We start from the raw sequence: 20237 nt of genomic DNA on the forward strand, positions 1-20237 counted from the left end.
TATGAGTGAATTTTCCCAGACAGTCCCCGAACTGGTTGCCTGGGCCAGGAAAAACGATTTCTCCATCTCGCTGCCGGTAGACAGACTCTCATTCCTGCTGGCGGTTGCGACGCTAAACGGCGAACGCCTGGATGGCGAAATGAGTGAAGGCGAACTGGTGGATGCGTTCCGCCACGTCAGTGATGCGTTTGAGCAAACCAGCGAAACCATTAGCGTGCGTGCCAACAACGCAATCAATGATATGGTGCGTCAACGTCTGCTGAACCGCTTTACCAGCGAGCAGGCGGAAGGAAACGCCATCTATCGTCTTACGCCACTGGGCATTGGCATTACCGACTATTACATCCGCCAGCGCGAATTTTCCACGCTGCGTCTCTCCATGCAGCTCTCCATTGTTGCAGGCGAGCTGAAGCGTGCCGCCGACGCGGCTGATGAAAACGGTGACGAATTCCACTGGCATCGCAACGTTTACGCGCCGCTAAAATACTCGGTCGCCGAGATTTTCGACAGTATCGATCTGACTCAACGTCTGATGGACGAACAGCAGCAGCAGGTCAAAGACGATATCGCTCAACTGCTGAATAAAGACTGGCGTGCGGCCATCTCCAGCTGTGAACTTTTGCTGTCAGAAACGTCCGGTACGCTACGTGAGTTGCAGGATACGCTGGAGGCGGCTGGGGATAAGCTACAGGCCAACCTGCTGCGCATCCAGGACGCGACGATGGCGCACGACGATCTGCATTTTATCGACCGTCTGGTGTTTGATTTGCAGAGTAAGCTTGACCGCATTATCAGCTGGGGCCAGCAGTCGATCGACCTGTGGATCGGTTACGACCGCCACGTGCATAAATTTATCCGTACCGCCATCGATATGGATAAGAACCGCGTCTTTGCTCAGCGTCTGCGCCAGTCGGTACAGACCTACTTTGATGCGCCGTGGGCGCTGACCTACGCCAACGCCGATCGTCTTCTGGATATGCGCGACGAAGAGATGGCGCTGCGTGATGAAGAGGTCACCGGGGAACTGCCGCCGGATCTGGAATACGAAGAATTTAACGAAATTCGCGAGCAGCTTGCGGCGATGATCGAAGAACAGCTCGCTGTCTATAAAGCCAGACAAGCACCGCTGGATCTTGGCCTCGTGGTACGCGACTATCTGGCGCAGTATCCGCGAGCGCGCCACTTCGATGTAGCCCGCATTGTTGTAGACCAGGCGGTGCGCCTGGGCATCGCACAAGCCGATTTCACCGGACTGCCGCCGAAGTGGCAGCCGATTAACGATTACGGAGCCAAGGTACAGGCGCATGTCATTGACAAATATTGAACAAGTGATGCCAGTTAAGCTGGCACAGGCGCTGGCGAATCCGTTGTTTCCGGCGCTGGACAGCCAGCTGCGTGCCGGTCGTCACATTGGCCTTGACGAGCTGGATAATCACGCCTTTTTGATGGACTTTCAGGAGTATCTGGAAGAGTTTTACGCTCGCTATAACGTTGAGCTGATCCGCGCGCCGGAAGGGTTTTTCTACCTGCGTCCGCGCTCTACTACGCTTATTCCGCGCTCGGTGCTTTCCGAACTGGATATGATGGTCGGCAAAATTCTCTGCTACCTCTACCTCAGCCCGGAACGTCTGGCGAATGAAGGGATCTTCACCCAGCAGGAGCTTTACGATGAGCTGCTGTCGCTGGCGGATGAAAGCAAGCTGCTCAAGCTGGTAAATAACCGCTCGACGGGGTCCGATCTGGACCGTCAGAAATTACAGGAAAAAGTTCGCTCTTCCCTGAACCGTCTGCGCCGTCTGGGAATGGTCTGGTTCATGGGTCACGACAGCAGCAAGTTCCGCATTACCGAATCGGTCTTCCGCTTTGGTGCCGATGTGCGTGCGGGTGACGATGCGCGTGAAGCACAGCTGCGCATGATCCGTGACGGTGAAGCGATGCCGGTGGAAAACCATTTGCAGCTCAATGACGAGCACGAAGAGAATCAGCCGGATAGCGGGGAGGAAGAGTAATGATTGAACGCGGTAAATTTCGCTCACTAACGCTGATTAACTGGAACGGCTTCTTTGCCCGAACCTTCGATCTGGATGAGCTGGTGACAACGCTCTCCGGCGGTAACGGGGCAGGTAAATCCACCACCATGGCGGCCTTCGTGACGGCGCTGATCCCTGACCTGACCCTGCTGCACTTCCGTAACACCACTGAAGCGGGTGCAACGAGCGGCTCCCGAGATAAAGGGCTGCACGGTAAGCTGAAAGCGGGCGTCTGTTATTCGGTGCTGGACGTGATCAACTCCCGTCATCAGCGCGTGGTTGTAGGCGTGCGCCTGCAGCAGGTTGCCGGCCGCGACCGTAAAGTAGATATCAAACCGTTTGCGATCCAGGGGCTGCCAACCTCCGTGCAGCCGACCGCGCTGCTGACGGAAACCCTGAATGAACGACAGGCGCGCGTTCTGACGCTCCAGGAGCTGAAAGACAAGCTGGAAGCCATCGAAGGCGTGCAGTTTAAGCAGTTTAACTCCATTACCGACTACCACTCTCTGATGTTCGATCTCGGCGTGGTGGCCCGTCGTCTGCGCAGCGCGTCAGATCGTAGTAAATACTACCGTCTAATTGAAGCTTCCCTGTACGGCGGTATTTCAAGCGCCATTACCCGCTCCCTGCGCGACTACCTGCTGCCGGAAAACAGCGGCGTGCGTAAGGCCTTCCAGGATATGGAAGCCGCGCTGCGTGAAAACCGCATGACGCTGGAAGCGATTCGCGTTACGCAATCTGACCGCGATCTGTTTAAGCACCTGATCAGCGAAGCCACCAACTACGTGGCGGCAGACTATATGCGTCACGCCAACGAGCGCCGTATTCATCTCGATCAGGCGCTGGAATACCGCCGCGAGCTGTTTACCTCCCGCAAACAGCTGGTCGCCGAGCAGTATAAGCATGTCGAAATGGCGCGCGAACTGGGCGAGCACAACGGTGCCGAAGGGGATCTGGAAGCCGATTACCAGGCGGCCAGCGATCATCTGAACCTGGTGCAAACCGCGCTGCGTCAGCAGGAAAAAATCGAGCGCTATGAAGCCGATCTCGATGAGCTGCAAATTCGTCTTGAAGAGCAAAATGAAGTGGTGGCAGAAGCCGCCGATTTGCAGGAAGAGAACGAAGCCCGCGCGGAAGCTGCCGAGCTGGAAGTGGATGAGCTGAAAAGCCAGCTCGCAGACTACCAGCAGGCGCTGGACGTGCAGCAGACCCGCGCGATCCAATACAACCAGGCGCTGCAGGCGTTGCAGCGTGCCAAAGAGCTGTGCCACCTGCCGGACCTGACCCCTGAAAGCGCTGACGAATGGCTGGATACCTTCCAGGCCAAAGAGCAGGAAGCCACTGAGAAACTGCTTTCTCTCGATCAGAAAATGAGCGTGGCGCAAACGGCACACAGCCAGTTTGAGCAGGCGTACCAGCTGGTGGTGGCGATCAACGGTCCGCTGGCGCGTAACGAAGCATGGGACGTTGCCCGTGAGTTGCTGCGCGACGGCGTTAATCAGCGCCATCTGGCCGAGCAGGTGCAGCCGCTGCGCATGCGCCTGAACGAGCTGGAACAGCGTCTGCGTGAACAGCAGGAAGCTGAGCGTCTGCTGGCGGAATTTTGCAAACGTCAGGGTAAAAATTACGATTTCGACGAGCTTGAGGCTCTGCATCAGGAGCTGGAAGCGCGTATTGCGGCCCTGTCCGATACCGTATCGAACGCCAGCGAACAGCGCATGACGCTGCGTCAGGAGCTGGAACAGCTTCAGTCCCGTTCGAAGACGCTCTTACAGCGTGCGCCGATCTGGCTGGCCGCACAAAGCAGCCTGAACCAGCTCAGCGAGCAGTGTGGTCAGGAGTTTGCCTCCAGCCAGGACGTCACCGAATACATGCAACAGCTGCTGGAGCGCGAACGCGAAGCGATTGTTGAGCGTGACGAAGTGGGCGCGCGCAAGCGTGACGTCGATGAAGAAATCGAGCGTTTAAGCCAGCCTGGCGGCTCAGAAGATCCGCGCCTGAATGCGTTAGCCGAGCGTTTCGGCGGCGTGCTGCTGTCTGAAATTTACGACGACGTCGGCCTGGACGATGCGCCGTACTTCTCCGCGCTGTACGGTCCGTCCCGTAACGCGATTGTAGTGCCGGATCTGTCGCTGATTTCTGACCAGCTTGCAGGGCTGGAAGACTGCCCGGAAGATCTCTACCTCATCGAAGGGGATCCGCAGTCGTTTGATGACAGCGTATTCAGCGTCGACGAGCTGGAAAAAGCGGTGGTGGTGAAAATCGCCGATCGCCAGTGGCGCTATTCGCGCTTCCCGGAACTGCCGCTGTTTGGCCGCGCCGCGCGTGAAAACCGTATTGAAAGCCTGCACGCCGAGCGTGAAACGCTTTCAGAGCGTTTTGCGACCCTGTCGTTTGACGTGCAGAAAACCCAGCGTCTGCATCAGGCGTTCAGCCGCTTTATCGGCAGCCATCTGGGCGTTGCCTTTCAGCCCGATCCGGAAGCCGAAATTCGTAAGCTCAACACCCGCCGCGGTGAGCTGGAGCGTGCGCTTGCCAGCCATGAAAATGACAACCAGCAAAGTCGCGTGCAGTTTGAGCAGGCGAAAGAGGGCGTTGCGGCCCTTAACCGCATCCTGCCGCGCCTGAACCTGCTGGCGGACGATACGCTCGCCGACCGCGTGGATGAGATTCAGGAACGTCTGGACGAAGCGCAGGAAGCGGCGCGCTTTGTGCAGCAACACGGCAATCAGCTGGCAAAACTGGAGCCGATGGTTTCCGTTCTCCAGAGCGACCCGGAACAGTTTGAGCAGTTAAAAGAAGATTACGCCTGGTCACAGCAGGTGCAGCGCGAAGCGCGTCAGCAGGCGTTTGCCCTCACGGAAGTGGTGCAACGTCGCGCACACTTCGGCTACTCCGATTCAGCAGAAATGCTGAGCGGGAACAGCGATCTGAATGAAAAGCTGCGCCAGCGTCTTGAGCAGGCCGAAGCGGAACGAACGCGCGCCCGTGAAGCGATGCGTACTCACGCTGCACAGCTGAGCCAGTACAGCCAGGTCATGGCGTCGCTGAAAAGCTCCTTCGACACCAAGAAAGAGCTGTTAAATGACCTGCATAAAGAGTTGCAGGACATTGGCGTGCGCGCCGACAGCGGCGCAGAAGAGCGGGCGCGTATTCGCCGCGATGAGCTGCATGCTCAGCTCAGCAACAACCGTGCGCGTCGTAATCAGCTCGAAAAAGCGCTGACCTTCTGTGAGGCGGAGATGGACAACCTGACGCGTCGTCTGCGCAAGCTGGAGCGCGACTATTTTGAGATGCGTGAACAGGTTGTGACCGCGAAGGCGGGCTGGTGCGCGGTGATGCGCATGGTGAAGGACAACAACGTGGAGCGTCGTCTGCACCGTCGCGAGCTGGCGTACCTGTCAGCCGATGAACTGCGCTCTATGTCGGATAAGGCGCTGGGTGCGCTGCGTCTTGCCGTGGCGGACAATGAACACCTGCGCGACGTGCTGCGCATGTCCGAAGATCCGAAGCGTCCTGAGCGCAAAATTCAGTTCTTCGTGGCGGTTTATCAGCACTTACGCGAGCGTATTCGTCAGGACATCATCCGTACCGACGATCCGGTTGAAGCGATCGAACAGATGGAGATCGAGCTGGGCCGTCTGACGGAGGAGCTGACCTCCCGCGAGCAGAAGCTGGCAATCAGCTCCCGCAGCGTGGCGAATATTATTCGTAAAACCATTCAGCGCGAGCAGAACCGTATCCGTCAGCTGAACCAGGGCCTGCAAAGCGTGTCGTTTGGCCAGGTCAACAGCGTGCGGCTGAACGTGAACGTGCGTGAGGCGCACTCCACGCTGCTTGACGTGTTGTCTGAACAGCATGAGCAGCATCAGGATCTGTTCAACAGTAACCGCCTGACCTTCTCCGAAGCGCTGGCGAAGCTGTATCAGCGTCTGAATCCGCAGATTGACATGGGCCAGCGTACGCCGCAAACCATCGGCGAGGAGTTGCTGGACTACCGCAACTATCTGGAAATGGAAGTTGAGGTTAACCGTGGCTCAGACGGCTGGCTGCGCGCGGAATCCGGTGCGCTCTCTACCGGTGAAGCCATCGGTACCGGTATGTCGATTCTGGTGATGGTGGTGCAGAGCTGGGAAGATGAAGCGCGTCGTCTGCGCGGCAAGGACATCTCTCCATGCCGTCTGCTGTTCCTCGATGAAGCCGCGCGTCTCGACGCCCGCTCCATCGCCACGCTGTTTGAGCTTTGCGAGCGACTCGATATGCAGCTCATCATCGCGGCGCCGGAAAACATCAGTCCGGAAAAAGGGACAACCTATAAGCTGGTGCGTAAAGTGTTCCAGAACAGTGAACATGTACACGTCGTAGGTCTGCGTGGCTTTGCGCCGCAGCCTCCGGAGTCTTTACCGGGCACGGCTGACGCCTCTTAACCCCGGGTATGATAAAAGGCGGCGCTCAGGCGTCGCTTTTTTTATTCACTTAACTTGTGTTCAGGGCTGCGTTATCTTTAAACTTCTTTACATAAGGTAAGGCAGCAGCGTGTATGCCTTTCTATACTGAAGGAAAGCTCCAGAATACTGGGCATGTCGTGAAAAACAGGGGGCAAGGGATGTTGCTTAAGAAAGATCGTGGTCGTCAGCTGTCTGCGCTGAGTTTGTGCCTGACAGTGATGTTTGCTCCACTGTTTACCGCTCAGGCCGATGAGCCTGAAATTGTACCGACTGACAGCTCCGCGACGATGGGCGCGCAGCCGACGTCGCTGTCACAACCGCTGGATCAGTCTCCGGCGACGGCCATCATGGCCGGCATTAAACCGCTGCCGGAAGGCATCGATACTGAATCATTACGCCAGCAGCTTATGACCGGGCTGCCCTCGGGCTATACCCCCGCTTATATTAACCAGCTCACGCTGCTTTACGCTGCGCGCGATATGAAACCGATGTGGGAAAATCGCGAGGCGGTACGTGCTTTCCAGCAGCAGCTGGCTGAAGTGGCGATTGCAGGTTTTCAGCCACAGTTCACGACCTGGGTTGAACACCTGACCGACCCTGCCGTAACCGGACAGGCGCGTGACGTGGTGCTGTCTGATGCCATGATGGGCTACTTGCAGTTTGTGGCGGGGATTTCGGTGAACGGCAACCGCTGGTTATACAGCAGTAAACCGTACAAGCTGGCGACGCCCGCGCTGTCCGTCATTAATCAGTGGCAGCTGTCGCTGGACAACGGTGAACTGCCGCGCTTTATCGCAAGCCTTGAGCCCGCCCACCCGCAGTATGCCACGATGCATCAGTCGCTTCTTGAGCTGGTCGCGGATTCCCGCCCGTGGCCTCAGTTGCGTGGAACAGCAACGCTGCGTCCGGGACAATGGAGCAGCGATGTGCCTGCGATTCGCGAAATTATGAAACGGTCTGGCATGCTTGACAGCGGCCCTAAAATTGCGCTGCCCGGCGACGATACGCAAAACGCAGTCGTCAGCCCGTCGGCGCCGGTAAAAGAGAAAACCGCCGTTGCGCTGAGCAATAAGCCCGCCGCTTACGATCGCGAGCTGGTCGCGGCAGTGAAGCAGTTCCAGGCCGCGCAGGGGCTGGGCGCCGACGGCGTGATTGGTCCATCGACTCGCGACTGGCTGAACGTCTCTCCGGCCCAGCGGGCAGGGGTGCTGGCGTTGAATATCCAGCGCTTGCGCTTGCTGCCGGGCACGTTATCCACCGGCATTATGGTCAACATTCCGGCGTACTCTCTGGTCTACTATCAGGACGGTAGCGAAGTGCTGGCGTCCCGCGTGATTGTGGGTCGACCTGACCGCAAAACGCCGATGATGAGCAGCGCGCTGAATAACGTGGTGGTTAACCCGCCGTGGAACGTGCCGCCGACGCTGGCGCGCAAAGATATCCTGCCTAAGGTCTGGAATGACCCGGGCTATCTGGAGCGACATAACTATACGGTGATGCGTGGCTGGAACAGCAAAGAAGCGATTGACCCCTGGATGGTCGACTGGTCAACGATTACGCCTTCGAACCTGCCGTTCCGTTTCCAGCAGGCACCGGGTGCGCATAACTCGCTCGGACGTTACAAATTCAATATGCCAAGTTCGGACGCAATCTATCTGCATGATACCCCGAACCATAATCTGTTCCAGAAAGACGCACGCGCGCTCAGTTCTGGCTGCGTTCGCGTGAATAAGGCCTCCGAACTGGCGAATATGCTGTTGCAGGATGCAGGCTGGAACGATACGCGGATATCAGATGCCCTGAAGCAGGGGGATACGCGTTACGTCAATATCCGCCACAATATTCCGGTCAATCTTTACTATCTGACGGCGTTTGTGGGCGCGGACGGACGTACCCAGTATCGTACAGATATTTACAATTATGATCTGACAGCGCGATCCGGCGCACAAATCTTGCCAAAAGCGGAACAATTAATCAGGTAAATGAAGTAGTTCGGTAAAAATGATTGTCGTAAGTTATGGTGAATATGAGGCGATCTGGCTGAAAGCCGCGTATTCACTGGGATTGGGCGCCTTGACGTAGCAGGCTTTGCCAGTTATGGTGCCCTTCGTGCGCTAAGCATATTGACAATTTCTTTTACCTGTAGACCTGATTATCATGGACAAATTTGACGCTAATCGCCGCAAATTGCTGGCGTTAGGTGGCGTTGCGCTGGGCGCAGCAGCCATCCTTCCGACGCCAGCATTTGCCACCCTCTCGACACCTCGTCCGCGTATTTTAACGCTCAACAATCTGCATACTGGTGAGACGCTTAAAGCGGAATTTTTCGATGGCAGAGGCTATATTCAGGATGAATTAGCACGACTCAACCATTTTTTCCGTGATTTCCGCGCGAACAAAATCAAAGCCATCGACCCTGGATTATTCGATCAGCTTTACCGCTTGCAGGGACTGCTGGGGACCAAAAGGCCGGTGCAACTCATTTCTGGCTATCGCTCTCTGGATACCAACAATGAACTGCGCGCCCACAGCCGTGGGGTAGCGAAAAAAAGCTATCACACCAAAGGGCAGGCGATGGATTTCCATATTGAAGGCGTTTCGTTAGCCAATATTCGCAAAGCGGCGTTATCTATGCGCGCAGGTGGTGTAGGATACTACCCACGTAGCAACTTTGTGCATATTGATACCGGGCCGGTTCGGCACTGGTAATAACGAAACACAGGAGCAGTATGAAATATCGTATTATTCCGGTTACCGCGTTCTCACAGAACTGTTCATTGATCTGGTGTGAACAAACTAAACTGGCCGCGCTTGTTGATCCCGGTGGCGACGCTGAGACAATCAAGCAGGAAGTCGCTGCCAGCGGTGTAACGCTGATGCAGATTTTACTGACCCATGGCCATCTTGACCATGTGGGAGCAGCGGCTGAACTGGCTGAACACTACGGTGTGCCGATTATCGGCCCGGAAAAAGAAGATGAGTTCTGGCTTCAGGGGCTGCCTGCCCAAAGCCGCATGTTTGGTCTGGATGACTGTCAGCCACTGACACCGGACCGCTGGCTGAACGAAGGCGATCGCGTTAACGTAGGGAATGTAACTTTACAGGTGTTGCATTGCCCCGGGCATACGCCCGGCCATATTGTCTTCTTTGATGACGTGTCACGCCTGCTGATTTCCGGTGACGTGATTTTCAAAGGGGGCGTAGGACGCAGCGATTTCCCACGCGGCGATCACGGTCAGCTGATTCAGTCGATTAAGCAGAAGTTATTACCGTTAGGTGATGATGTGACGTTTATCCCTGGTCACGGACCAATGTCAACGCTTGGCGATGAGCGGTTGCATAACCCGTTCCTTCAGGATGAAATGCCTGTCTGGTAAACCCTTTCAATAAAAAAGCCTGCGCGATGCAGGCTTTTTTTATGGGTGCAGGTTACAGCACCGCGACAATGGCTTCGCACAGTGGCGCCATGTTGTCAGGCGTCATACCTGCAACGTTCACGCGGCCAGAGGCAACGGCATAGACGCCAAACTCTTCACGCAGGCGCAGCACCTGCTCTTTGGTCAGGCCGCTGAAGGAGAACATGCCGTTCTGCTTGATGATGAAGCTGAAGTCACGGTCGGCGCCTTTCTCAGCCAGCGTGTTCACAAACAGCAGACGCATGCGTTGAATGCGCTGACGCATATCGTTCAGCTCTTGTTCCCAGATTGCGCGCAGCGCATCGTTGCTCAGGATCGTCGCAACTACAGACGCACCGTGTGCCGGTGGGTTGGAGTAGTTAGCGCGGATCACGGACTTCATCTGGCTGAATGCGCGATCGACAGTTTGATCGTCAGCGGCCACCAGCGTACAGGCGCCGACACGCTCGTTATACAGACCAAAGTTCTTGGAATAGGAGCTTGCGACAATCAGCTCCTGATGGACGGCGGCGAATGCGCGCAGACCTTCAGCATCTTCTTCCAGACCACGGGCAAAGCCCTGGTAAGCGAAGTCGAACAGCGGCAGCCAGCCTTTTTCAACGGACAGCTTAGCCAGCTGTTCCCACTGTTCAAGCGTAGGATCGATACCAGTTGGGTTATGGCAGCAGCCATGGAACAGCACCACATCGCCCGCCTGGGCTTCGCTCAGGCTGGCCTGCAAACCATCGAAGTCCAGCGCATGGTTTGCCGCGTCATAGTAGGCGTATTCACGGACTTCCAGACCCGCAGAATTAAACACGCTCTTGTGGTTCGGCCAGCTTGGATTGCTTACCCAGACACGCTTCACAGAGGTGTTTTTCGCCAGGAAATCTGCCGCCACGCGCAGTGCGCCGGTACCGCCTGGGGTCTGCGCCGTGCGGGCGCGTTTTTCGCTCACAATGGTGCTGCCTTTGCCGAACAGCAGCTCCTGGGTGCAGCGACCAAATTCAGGGATACCATCAATACCGAGGTAGTTTTTGGTGGTTTCGTTTTCCAGCAGATACTGCTCAGCTTTTTTGACGCTGGTCAGTACCGGAGTTTTGCCGGTTTCATCTTTATATACACCAATACCCAGGTTGATTTTGCCAGGGCGGTCGTCGGCACGAAACAGATCGGCCAGGCCCAGAATTGGGTCGGCAGGAGCGGCAGTAATGTTCTCAAACATGACGAAGTTCCATTGTGATTACAGAAGTGAAATCCGCTATCAGGTTAACGGTAGATTTACAAAATGCCAACCGTTTGCGACGAAAAGCGTGCGGCTTTTCAAAAGTCGCTATTATTTTCTCTCGGGAATAAAAAAACAGGGCCGAAGCCCTGTTCATTAAGCATATAGCAACGAGGTGTGCTGATTAGAACTGGTAAACCAGACCCAGAGCCACGATGTCGTCGTTGTTGATGCCCAGCTTGTTGTCGTCTTTCAGCTGGTTGATCTGATAGTCAACATAGGTAGACATGTTTTTGTTGAAATAGTAGGTCGCACCGATATCAACGTAGTTGATGTAGTCTTCGTCACCGATACCTTCTACGTCTTTCGCTTTAGATTTGTAGTAAGCGATGGATGGACGCAGGCCGAAATCGAACTGGTACTGAGCGACAACAGAGAAGTCCTGAGACTTGTTAGCGAAACCACGGCTGCCCAGGCGCGCTGCGTTACGCATTTCGCCATAAATGGCTGCCAGGTAGATGTTGTTCGCGTCGTATTTCAGGCCGGTTGCCCACTGTTCAGCTTTGTCGCCTTTACCCCATTCCAGCGTCTGCTGGTTGTTGGTACGGTCAGCGGCGCCATAAGCACCAACAATGCCGAAGCCTTCGTAGTCATAGCTCAGAGAGGTCGCCCAGCCGTCGCCGTTGGAACGTACCGCGTCATCACGTTCATTTTTGCCCAGGTACTGAACACCAAAGTTCAGACCGTCAACCAGGCCGAAGAAGTTGCTGTTACGGTAAGTCGCCAGACCACCCGTACGGCCTGCGAAGAAGTTATCGCTCGCGCCGGTGTCGCCGCCGAACTCAGGCAGCATATCGGTGATGCCGATTGCGTCATAGACCAGACCGTAGTTACGCCCGTAGTCGAAGGAGCCTGCGTCACCAAATTTCAGACCTGCGAATGCCAGACGGGTTTTGTTGCCGTTCTGCGCATCGCCGCCTTCAGAGTTGTTACCCTGGAAATTGTATTCCCACTGACCGTAGCCAGTCAGCTGATCGTTGATCTGAGTTTCACCTTTGAAGCCCAGACGCGCGTAAGTGTTGTCGCCATCGTTGCCCGCGTAATCAGAGAAGTAATGCAGGCCAACTGCTTTCCCGTAAAGATCTAATTTGTTGCCGTCTTTGTTATAGATTTCAGCAGCGTTTGCTGCACCGGCTACCAGCAGGGCAGGGACTACCACTGCCAGGATATTGCGCTTCATCATTATTTATTACCCTCATTGGTTTTTTTATGACACTCGCCACTGCCGTCAATAAATTCTGTCAATAAATATTTCCGGAACTATTGATGAGAGTTAGGTGTCTTTATGTGTCTGACAGGCATCTTTCCATTCATAGAACCGTTTCGCTACACTGAAAGTGCTACAATCTTCAAGATTCAGTTACCAAAAGAAAATATGTGTAACTAAATATGTATTTTTGGGAACTTTGTGAAGCACCTCAAACTTCAGCGCGTTCTGGTGAATTAAACCTCCACTTTATTCTTATATATATGATTTCCTTATGTTTAATTTAGCTAAAGGCCTTTCGTATAAACAGAAGTTAAACGGCTCATTTTTTCTTATAATCGACAAAAGCCATCCAGATGGCTGTGAAAGTGGTTGTTTTTTGTGCTATTGCGTAAGGATTGCATTAAGCGCAATAAGAATAGGGTTATTTTTTTGTCTAAGGATATTTCGTGGAAACAAAACGTAACAGGTAGAGGGAATTGCGGGGTTGTGGTTTATAGACGCTTACTTTTGACTGACGAAAACTGACATTGCAGGATTAAATAATGGCCAGCATTTGCTGGCCATTAATGATTTGGTCGGTTAGAAACTTGCGTTACGCGGTGTGCGTGGGAACGGAATCACATCACGTACGTTCTGAACACCTGTTACGTAAGCAATCAGACGTTCGAAGCCCAGGCCAAAGCCAGAGTGCGGAACGGTGCCGTAGCGACGGAGATCGCGATACCAGCTGTAGTCCGCCGGGTTCAGGCCCATCTCCTGCATACGCGCGTCCAGCACATCCAGGCGCTCTTCACGCTGGGAGCCACCGATGATCTCACCGATGCCCGGCGCCAGAACATCCATCGCGGCAACGGTTTTACCATCTTCGTTAAGGCGCATATAGAACGCCTTAATGTCTTTCGGATAGTTTTTCACCACAACCGGTGCTTTGAAGTGCTTCTCTGCCAGATAACGTTCATGCTCGGAGGAGAGATCCACGCCCCAGTAAACCGGGTTTTCGAATTTCTCACCGCATTTTTCCAGGATAGCGACCGCGTCGGTGTAATCCACCTGCGCGAAGTCTGCGGAGACGAAGCGCTCAAGACGGGCGATGGCGTCCTTATCGACACGCTCAGCGAAGAATTTCATGTCGTCTGCGCGTTCTTCGAGAACGGCTTTGAACACGTATTTCAGCATCGCTTCTGCCAGGCCAGCCACGTCATTCAGATCGGCAAAGGCGACTTCCGGCTCCAGCATCCAGAATTCCGCCAGGTGACGGCTGGTGTTAGAGTTTTCCGCACGGAAGGTTGGGCCGAAGGTGTAGATCTTAGACAGCGCACAGGCGTAGGTTTCGCCGTTGAGCTGGCCGGAAACCGTCAGGAAGGCTTCTTTACCAAAGAAGTCTTTGTCGTAATCGACTTTTCCTTCCGGCGTACGTGGCAGGTTTTCCATATCCAGCGTTGAAACGCGGAACATTTCACCTGCGCCTTCGGTATCGGATGCCGTGATCAGCGGAGTAGACACCCAGAAGTAACCCTGCTCGTCAAAGAATCGATGCAGCGCCTGCGCCAGCGTATGACGCACGCGCGCCACTGCACCAATAAGGTTGGTGCGCGGACGCAGGTGCGCAACTTCACGCAGATATTCGATGCTGTGACGCTTTGCAGCCATCGGATAGGTGTCCGGATCTTCAACCCAGCCGGTCACTTCCACCGAGGTCGCCTGAATTTCGTAGCTCTGACCCTGGCCCGGAGAGGCCACCACAACACCGGTGACGATCACGGAACAGCCGGTTGTCAGGTGCAGAACGTCATCATTGTAATTGGGCAGAGAATTATTAATGACGGCCTGTACAGGATCAAAGCAGGAACCGTCATAGACGGCGAGGAAGGAGATGCCAGCTTTAGAATCTCGGCGAGTACGCACCCATCCGCGCACGGTGACCTCCTGGTCAACGGCGACACGGCCCTGGAGTACGTCGGCTACAGGCACAACGCTCATAATATTCTCTCTGTTAATAGTCGGAAAAAATAAACACTTGTCCGCCCTGATAGGGGGGATATCTATGTTACCTGCCATCCGCTATCAGACAAGTAAATTTCACCGTCTTAAGAGAAGAAATAAGAAATTAATAAGAGAAGGGGAGCCATGAAGGCTCCCCCGAAGCCGTTAACTGGCTTTTTTAACCTGAGGCAGATCGAAGGCTTTACGTAATGCGCGGACAAACGCTTTGTCATGGCAGATGGTTTTGCCCGGGCTGTCGGAGAGCTTCGCGACCGGCTTACCGTTACATTCCACTAGCTTTATGACGATGTTCAGCGGTTTCACCTGGGGGATATCACAGGTTAAGCGCGTACCAATTCCGAAACTCAGGTTCACCCGCGATGAGAAGTGGCGATAAAGGTCGACGGCTTTCGCCAGGTCAAGGTTATCGGAGAAGACCAGCACCTTACTCATGGGATCGATACCCAGTTTTTCGTAATGGGCGATGGCTTTCTCACCCCATTCAACCGGGTCCCCGGAATCATGGCGCAAACCCTGGTAGCGTTCGGCAAACTCAGGGCCAAAGTCGCGCAGGAACGCGTCCATGGTAATGCAGTCGGTAAGGGCAATACCCAGCCGATCCGGGTATTCCTCAAGCCACGCGGCGAGGGCGGCGCGCTGGCTGTTGGCAAGGTCAGGGCTGATCTGCTGGTGCGCCTGGAACCATTCGTGCGCCTGGGTACCCATCGGCGTTAAATCAAGGCGACGCGCCAGATCGTAGTTACTGGTGCCAACGAACCACGGCTCCTGTTGCAGACGTCTGACAATGGCTTCCTGAACCTCGCGAGAGAAGCGGCGGCGCGTGCCAAAGTCCATCAGACGGAAGCGGGACATATCCAGCCCTTCTGTCAGTCTGGAAAACTCAACGAGTTTATTCTCCAGAGCGGCAACCGCCTGCGTTACACCGGTTTCAGGGGAGCGATAACGGTGGGCCAGCTCGCTGATCACGGCCAGAAGCGGCACTTCCCACATGATCACTTCGCGCCACGGGCCGGTCAGACGAATGTCCAGCTTGCCGTTATCATTGGTGACGGTGACCTGTTCCGGCTTATAGCGGAACTCACGCAGCCAGTTCAGATAGTCCGCTTTAAAGAAAGGCAGGCCTGAAAGCCACTGATATTCGTCATCGGTGAGCGCCAGATGCTGCATGGCATCGACCTGTTCACGAATGGAATCTGCGTAGATACCCAGCAAGTCGTCACCCCGGCAGCGAAATTCCGCCGCAACATGAACATCATGATAGTGGTGAAACACGGCTTGCTGCATATGCAGCTTGTACGCGTCGGTATCCAGCAACGTATGCAGAACCGGAGAAGCGAATTGAGTCATAGGTGCGCTGTAGCATCCTCTCACGGGAGCGTTTAGTACAATAAACAACTCCGGAGTATACCCTGTTTAGTGATTTATTGAACCCCGATCACAACATAAGCACACTTTATGGTCGAGCGCATTTCGTGCCCCGTGTTATAAAAATGTAGCAAAAACGGCGTTGTGCCTGAAAAGATGAACATTCTGCATAGCGCGTTTTACACAACCGGAATATATTGAATCGTTACTCGACAAACGATGCATAAGGTTTTCTATGACACAACAGCCACAAGCTAAATACCGCCACGACTACCGTGCGCCGGATTACCTGATAAGCGATATCGATCTGACCTTCGAACTGGATGCCACAAAAACCGTCGTGACGGCGGTAAGCCAGGTGACGCGCCAGAGCGCGACAGCCGTGCCGCTGCGTCTGGATGGTGAAGACCTGACGCTGGTTTCCCTGCATATTAATGATGAAGCCTGGTCAGACTATAGAGAAGAAGGCAACCAGCTGGTCATCGACAACCTGCCGGAACGCTTTACCCTGCGCATCGTGAATGAAATCAGCCCTGCCGCCAATACCGCGCTGGAAGGGCTTTACCAGTCAGGCGTAGCCCTGTGCACCCAATGTGAAGCCGAAGGGTTCCGCCACATTACCTGGTATCTGGATCGCCCGGACGTCCTGGCGCGCTTTACCACCAAAATTATTGCCGACAAAACGCTGTACCCGTACCTGCTTTCCAACGGCAACCGGATTGGTGAAGGGGAACTGGAGAATGGCCGTCACTGGGTACAGTGGCAGGATCCGTTCCCTAAACCCTGCTACCTGTTTGCGCTGGTGGCGGGCGATTTCGATGTTCTGCGCGACACCTTTAAAACGCGCTCTGGCCGTGAAGTCGCGCTGGAGCTGTTCGTGGACCGTGGCAACCTTGACCGCGCCCCGTGGGCCATGACTTCCCTCATCAACTCCATGAAGTGGGATGAAACGCGCTTTGGCCTCGAATATGACCTAGACATCTATATGATCGTTGCTGTCGATTTCTTCAATATGGGCGCGATGGAGAATAAAGGTCTTAACATCTTTAACTCTAAATACGTGCTGGCGCGTACCGATACCGCAACGGATAAAGATTACCTCGATATCGAACGCGTTATCGGCCACGAATATTTCCATAACTGGACCGGGAACCGCGTCACCTGCCGCGACTGGTTCCAGCTGAGCCTGAAAGAGGGCTTAACCGTCTTCCGCGATCAGGAGTTCAGCTCCGATCTGGGATCGCGGGCGGTGAACCGCATCAACAACGTGCGCACCATGCGTGGTCTGCAATTTGCAGAAGATGCCAGCCCAATGGCGCACCCGATCCGCCCGGATAAAGTCATTGAGATGAATAACTTCTACACCCTGACGGTGTATGAAAAAGGCGCTGAAATTATCCGCATGATCCACACCCTGCTGGGCGAAGAGAATTTCCAGAAAGGGATGCAGCTTTACTTTGAGCGTCACGACGGCAGTGCGGCCACCTGCGACGATTTTGTTCAGGCGATGGAAGACGCCTCTAACGTCGATCTGTCTCATTTCCGCCGCTGGTACAGCCAGGCCGGTACGCCGATTGTGACGGTCAAAGACGACTACAACCCGGAAACCGAGCAGTACACGCTGACCATCAGCCAGCGCACGCCGCCAACGGCGGAGCAGGAAGAGAAACATCCGCTGCACATTCCGTTCAGCGTTGAGCTGTACGACAACGAAGGCAACGTGATCCCGTTACAGAAGGGCGGCCACCCGGTGCATAACGTGCTGAACGTGACCCAGGCAGAGCAGACCTTTATCTTCGATAACGTCTATTTCCAGCCCGTTCCTGCCCTGCTGTGCGAATTCTCCGCGCCGGTGAAACTCGAATATAAGTGGAGCGATCAGCAGCTGACGTTCCTGATGCGTCACGCGCGCAACGATTTCTCGCGCTGGGATGCGGCACAAAGCCTGCTGGCGACCTACATCAAGCTGAACGTCAACCGTTACCAGCAGGGCCAGCCGCTGACGCTGCCGGTTCATGTGGCAGACGCCTTCCGTGCCATCCTGCTGGATGAGAATATTGACCCGGCGCTGGCGGCTGAAATTTTGACGCTGCCGTCTGCGACTGAAATCGCCGAGCTGTTTGACATCATTGACCCCATTGCGATCGTCGCCGTGCGTGAAGCGCTGACCCGCACGCTGGCGACCGAACTGGCAGATGAATTCCTCGCCATTTACAACGCCAACAAGCTGGACGCGTATCGGGTGGAACATGCGGATATCGGTAAACGTTCCCTGCGCAATACCTGCCTGCGCTATCTGGCATTTGGTGAGGCAGAGCTGGCGAACACGCTGGTCAGCAAACAGTACCATGAGGCCGATAACATGACGGATGCGCTGGCCGCACTGGCTGCAAGCGTTGCCGCCGAGCTGCCGTGCCGCGATGCGCTGATGCAGGAGTACGACGACAGGTGGCATCAGGATGGTCTGGTAATGGACAAGTGGTTCATCCTTCAGGCCACCAGCCCGGCAGCCGATGCGCTCAGCAACGTACGCAGCCTGCTGAAGCACCGTTCGTTCACCATGAGCAACCCGAACCGCGTCCGCTCGCTGATTGGCGCGTTTGCCAGCAGCAACCCGGCCGCGTTCCACGCCGAAGACGGCAGCGGATATCAGTTCATGGTTGAAATGCTGACCGAGCTGAACAGCCGTAACCCGCAGGTGGCGTCTCGTCTGATTGAGCCGCTGATCCGCCTGAAACGCTACGATGCGCAGCGTCAGGCGAAAATGCGTGCCGCACTTGAGCAGCTGAAAGGGCTGGAAAATTTGTCTGGCGATCTGTACGAGAAGATTACAAAGGCGCTGGCCTGATGTAAAAAAGCCCGGTGGCGCTTCGCTTACCGGGCCTACGATTTGCCCTTGCGCCGTGCTCCCTGTTGAAGAGGGCCGGGGTGAGGGCATCAGGCATTAGCTTTTATCCGCTGAATCTCCGCTTCTCCACGTTTCATCACTCTATCCAGCACTTTCGCCTCCAGCTCCGCCAGTCTGGCCGATCCCACCCGGCGAGGACGTGGAATATCCACCGTTAGATCCAGACCAATTTTACCCTCTTCTATTAACAGCACCCTGTCTGCCATTGCCACAGCTTCGCTTACGTCATGCGTCACCAGCAGCACCGTAAAGCCGTGCGTCTGCCAGAGGGTTTCAATCAGATCCTGCATCTCGATCCGCGTCAGGGCATCAAGCGCGCCGAGCGGTTCATCAAGCAGCAGCAGGCCGGGACGATGAATCAGCGCGCGTGCCAGGGCCACGCGCTGCTTTTGTCCACCCGACAGGGCCGCAGGCCACTCTCCCGCACGATTCTCCAGCCCGACGGCGGCGAGTGCCTGCCGGGCGTCCTCCCGCCAGCTGCCCTTCAGGCCCAGCCCGACGTTATCCATCACCGTTTTCCACGGCAGCAGACGCGCGTCCTGAAACATCATGCGCGTATCATCCTGAATCGTGGACAGCGGCGTGGTGCCTGCCAGAATGTCACCGCTGTTTGGCGCCTCCAGCCCGGCTAAAAGACGCAGCAGGGTACTCTTGCCGCCACCGCTGCGGCCAACAACGGCCACAAACTGTCCGGCAGGAATATGCAGATCCAGTGCATTCAGAATGGTGTTGTCGCCGTAGCGTTTGGTCACGCCGTTCAGCAGTAACGGTGTTCCCTGGTTCAGTCGTGCAGTATTCATGCTTTCGCCTCCTGAGCGGTGTAGGCCGGGTTCCAGCGCAGCCAGCTACGTTCCAGCCACTGGGCGCTGACGTCCGCAAGTTTGCCAAGCAGGGCATAAAGGATAATGGCAACCACCACCACGTCCGTTTGCAGGAACTCGCGGGCGTTCATCGCCAGATAACCAATGCCGGAGTTGGCCGAAATGGTTTCCGCCACGATCAGGGTTAGCCACATCAGGCCGAGCGCAAAACGCACCCCAACCATAATGGAGGGCAGGGCGCCCGGCAGGATCACATGGGTAAACAGGGCAAAACCTGACAGGCCATAGCTGCGGGCCATCTCAACCAGACCGCGATCGATATTGCGGATCCCATGCCAGGTATTGATATAAATCGGGAATAATGTTCCCAGCGCCACGAGGAAAATTTTGGCGCTCTCATCAATGCCAAACCACAGGATAACCAGCGGAATAAGCGCCAGATGCGGCACGTTACGCAGCATTTGAACGGAGGTATCCAGCAGCCGCTCACCCCAGCGGGACAGGCCGCTGATCAGCCCCAGCGTCAGGCCGATGCTCCCGCCAATCGAAAAGCCGATTACCGCGCGCCAGGAGCTGATGGCAAGATGTTGCCACAGCTCACCGCTGGCGCTTAGCGACCAGAACGCTTCCACAACGCCCTCCGGAGAGGGCAAAATACGGCTCGACAGCCAGCCAGTTGAAGACGCCAGTTGCCAGACGAGGACAATGCCGACGGGCAGAAACCACGGCGCGGCGCGCAGCAGCCATTTTTGTGCGGTTGCAGACATGGTG

General features: G+C 55.5%; 13 protein-coding genes. 7 read left to right on the plus strand and 6 right to left on the minus strand.

The window, feature by feature from the left end; all coding sequences use genetic code 11:
* Nucleotide 1: 1 nt before the first annotated feature.
* From mukF to ACNQ0T_RS18510, 6 genes are all read left to right on the plus strand, one after another.
* On the plus strand, nt 2-1324 hold the full coding sequence (mukF, locus tag ACNQ0T_RS18485; protein WP_022647635.1) for a chromosome partition protein MukF: 1323 nt from the start codon (nt 2-4) through the stop codon (nt 1322-1324).
* Nucleotides 1305-2009, plus strand: coding sequence for a chromosome partition protein MukE (gene mukE / locus ACNQ0T_RS18490; protein WP_003858208.1), 705 nt, complete (start codon nt 1305-1307; stop codon nt 2007-2009). Before mukF ends, mukE begins: the two co-directional genes overlap by 20 nt.
* On the plus strand, nt 2009-6457 hold the full coding sequence (gene mukB, locus ACNQ0T_RS18495; RefSeq protein WP_023299731.1) for a chromosome partition protein MukB: 4449 nt from the start codon (nt 2009-2011) through the stop codon (nt 6455-6457). The genes mukE and mukB overlap by 1 nt, the downstream gene beginning before the upstream one ends.
* A 179-nt stretch (nt 6458-6636) precedes the next feature.
* Nucleotides 6637-8460, plus strand: coding sequence for a L,D-transpeptidase (ldtD, locus tag ACNQ0T_RS18500; RefSeq protein WP_417930307.1), 1824 nt, complete (start codon nt 6637-6639; stop codon nt 8458-8460).
* A 175-nt stretch (nt 8461-8635) separates the two neighbouring features.
* Entirely contained in the window at nt 8636-9187 is a 552-nt protein-coding gene (locus tag ACNQ0T_RS18505) for a YcbK family protein (RefSeq protein WP_003858202.1), read from the plus strand.
* A gap of 20 nt (nt 9188-9207) precedes the next feature.
* Nucleotides 9208-9855 (plus strand): MBL fold metallo-hydrolase, encoded by a 648-nt coding sequence (locus ACNQ0T_RS18510; RefSeq protein ID WP_417930308.1) that lies wholly within the window; start codon nt 9208-9210, stop codon nt 9853-9855.
* A 52-nt stretch (nt 9856-9907) separates the two neighbouring features.
* On the opposite strand, the gene ACNQ0T_RS18515 is transcribed toward ACNQ0T_RS18510, so the two are convergent.
* The 4 genes from ACNQ0T_RS18515 to pncB form a co-directional block, all read right to left on the minus strand.
* Nucleotides 9908-11098 (minus strand): amino acid aminotransferase, encoded by a 1191-nt coding sequence (locus ACNQ0T_RS18515; protein ID WP_063147655.1) that lies wholly within the window; start codon nt 11096-11098, stop codon nt 9908-9910.
* Between the two features lie 184 nt (nt 11099-11282).
* The gene (ompF, locus tag ACNQ0T_RS18520) at nt 11283-12341 is read right to left on the minus strand and encodes a porin OmpF (RefSeq protein ID WP_023299735.1); all 1059 of its coding nucleotides are present in this window, start codon (nt 12339-12341) and stop codon (nt 11283-11285) included.
* 606 nt (nt 12342-12947) lie between these two features.
* On the minus strand, nt 12948-14348 hold the full coding sequence (gene asnS, locus ACNQ0T_RS18525; protein WP_038415785.1) for an asparagine--tRNA ligase: 1401 nt from the start codon (nt 14346-14348) through the stop codon (nt 12948-12950).
* A gap of 168 nt (nt 14349-14516) precedes the next feature.
* Nucleotides 14517-15719, minus strand: a complete 1203-nt coding sequence (gene pncB, locus ACNQ0T_RS18530) for a nicotinate phosphoribosyltransferase (RefSeq protein WP_023299736.1) — start codon at nt 15717-15719, stop codon at nt 14517-14519.
* A 253-nt stretch (nt 15720-15972) separates the two neighbouring features.
* Between pncB and pepN the strand changes: the two genes are divergently transcribed.
* Entirely contained in the window at nt 15973-18585 is a 2613-nt protein-coding gene (gene pepN / locus ACNQ0T_RS18535; protein ID WP_417930309.1) for an aminopeptidase N, read from the plus strand.
* A gap of 89 nt (nt 18586-18674) precedes the next feature.
* On the opposite strand, the gene ssuB is transcribed toward pepN, so the two are convergent.
* Nucleotides 18675-19445 carry an aliphatic sulfonates ABC transporter ATP-binding protein gene (gene ssuB, locus ACNQ0T_RS18540; protein WP_069596413.1) on the minus strand — a complete coding sequence of 257 codons (771 nt, stop codon included), beginning with the start codon at nt 19443-19445 and terminating at the stop codon, nt 18675-18677.
* Nucleotides 19442-20233 carry an aliphatic sulfonate ABC transporter permease SsuC gene (gene ssuC, locus ACNQ0T_RS18545; protein WP_003858185.1) on the minus strand — a complete coding sequence of 264 codons (792 nt, stop codon included), beginning with the start codon at nt 20231-20233 and terminating at the stop codon, nt 19442-19444. The genes ssuB and ssuC overlap by 4 nt, the downstream gene beginning before the upstream one ends.
* Between the last annotated feature and the right edge of the window lie 4 nt (nt 20234-20237).

Source organism: Enterobacter cloacae complex sp.6700776, assembly GCF_048284255.1.
In the GTDB taxonomy this organism is placed as follows: domain Bacteria; phylum Pseudomonadota; class Gammaproteobacteria; order Enterobacterales; family Enterobacteriaceae; genus Enterobacter; species Enterobacter intestinihominis.

Excerpts from the sequence above, each read along its gene's own strand:
- mukF (WP_022647635.1), top strand. The coding sequence starts at position 2 with ATGAGTGAATTTTCCCAGACAGTCCCCGAACTGGTTGCCTGGGCCAGG.
- mukE (WP_003858208.1), top strand. The coding sequence starts at position 1,305 with ATGTCATTGACAAATATTGAACAAGTGATGCCAGTTAAGCTGGCACAG.
- mukB (WP_023299731.1), top strand. The coding sequence starts at position 2,009 with ATGATTGAACGCGGTAAATTTCGCTCACTAACGCTGATTAACTGGAAC.
- ldtD (WP_417930307.1), top strand. The coding sequence starts at position 6,637 with ATGTTGCTTAAGAAAGATCGTGGTCGTCAGCTGTCTGCGCTGAGTTTG.
- ACNQ0T_RS18505 (WP_003858202.1), top strand. The coding sequence starts at position 8,636 with ATGGACAAATTTGACGCTAATCGCCGCAAATTGCTGGCGTTAGGTGGC.
- ACNQ0T_RS18510 (WP_417930308.1), top strand. The coding sequence starts at position 9,208 with ATGAAATATCGTATTATTCCGGTTACCGCGTTCTCACAGAACTGTTCA.
- ACNQ0T_RS18515 (WP_063147655.1), bottom strand. The coding sequence starts at position 11,098 with ATGTTTGAGAACATTACTGCCGCTCCTGCCGACCCAATTCTGGGCCTG.
- ompF (WP_023299735.1), bottom strand. The coding sequence starts at position 12,341 with ATGATGAAGCGCAATATCCTGGCAGTGGTAGTCCCTGCCCTGCTGGTA.
- asnS (WP_038415785.1), bottom strand. The coding sequence starts at position 14,348 with ATGAGCGTTGTGCCTGTAGCCGACGTACTCCAGGGCCGTGTCGCCGTT.
- pncB (WP_023299736.1), bottom strand. The coding sequence starts at position 15,719 with ATGACTCAATTCGCTTCTCCGGTTCTGCATACGTTGCTGGATACCGAC.
- pepN (WP_417930309.1), top strand. The coding sequence starts at position 15,973 with ATGACACAACAGCCACAAGCTAAATACCGCCACGACTACCGTGCGCCG.
- ssuB (WP_069596413.1), bottom strand. The coding sequence starts at position 19,445 with ATGAATACTGCACGACTGAACCAGGGAACACCGTTACTGCTGAACGGC.
- ssuC (WP_003858185.1), bottom strand. The coding sequence starts at position 20,233 with ATGTCTGCAACCGCACAAAAATGGCTGCTGCGCGCCGCGCCGTGGTTT.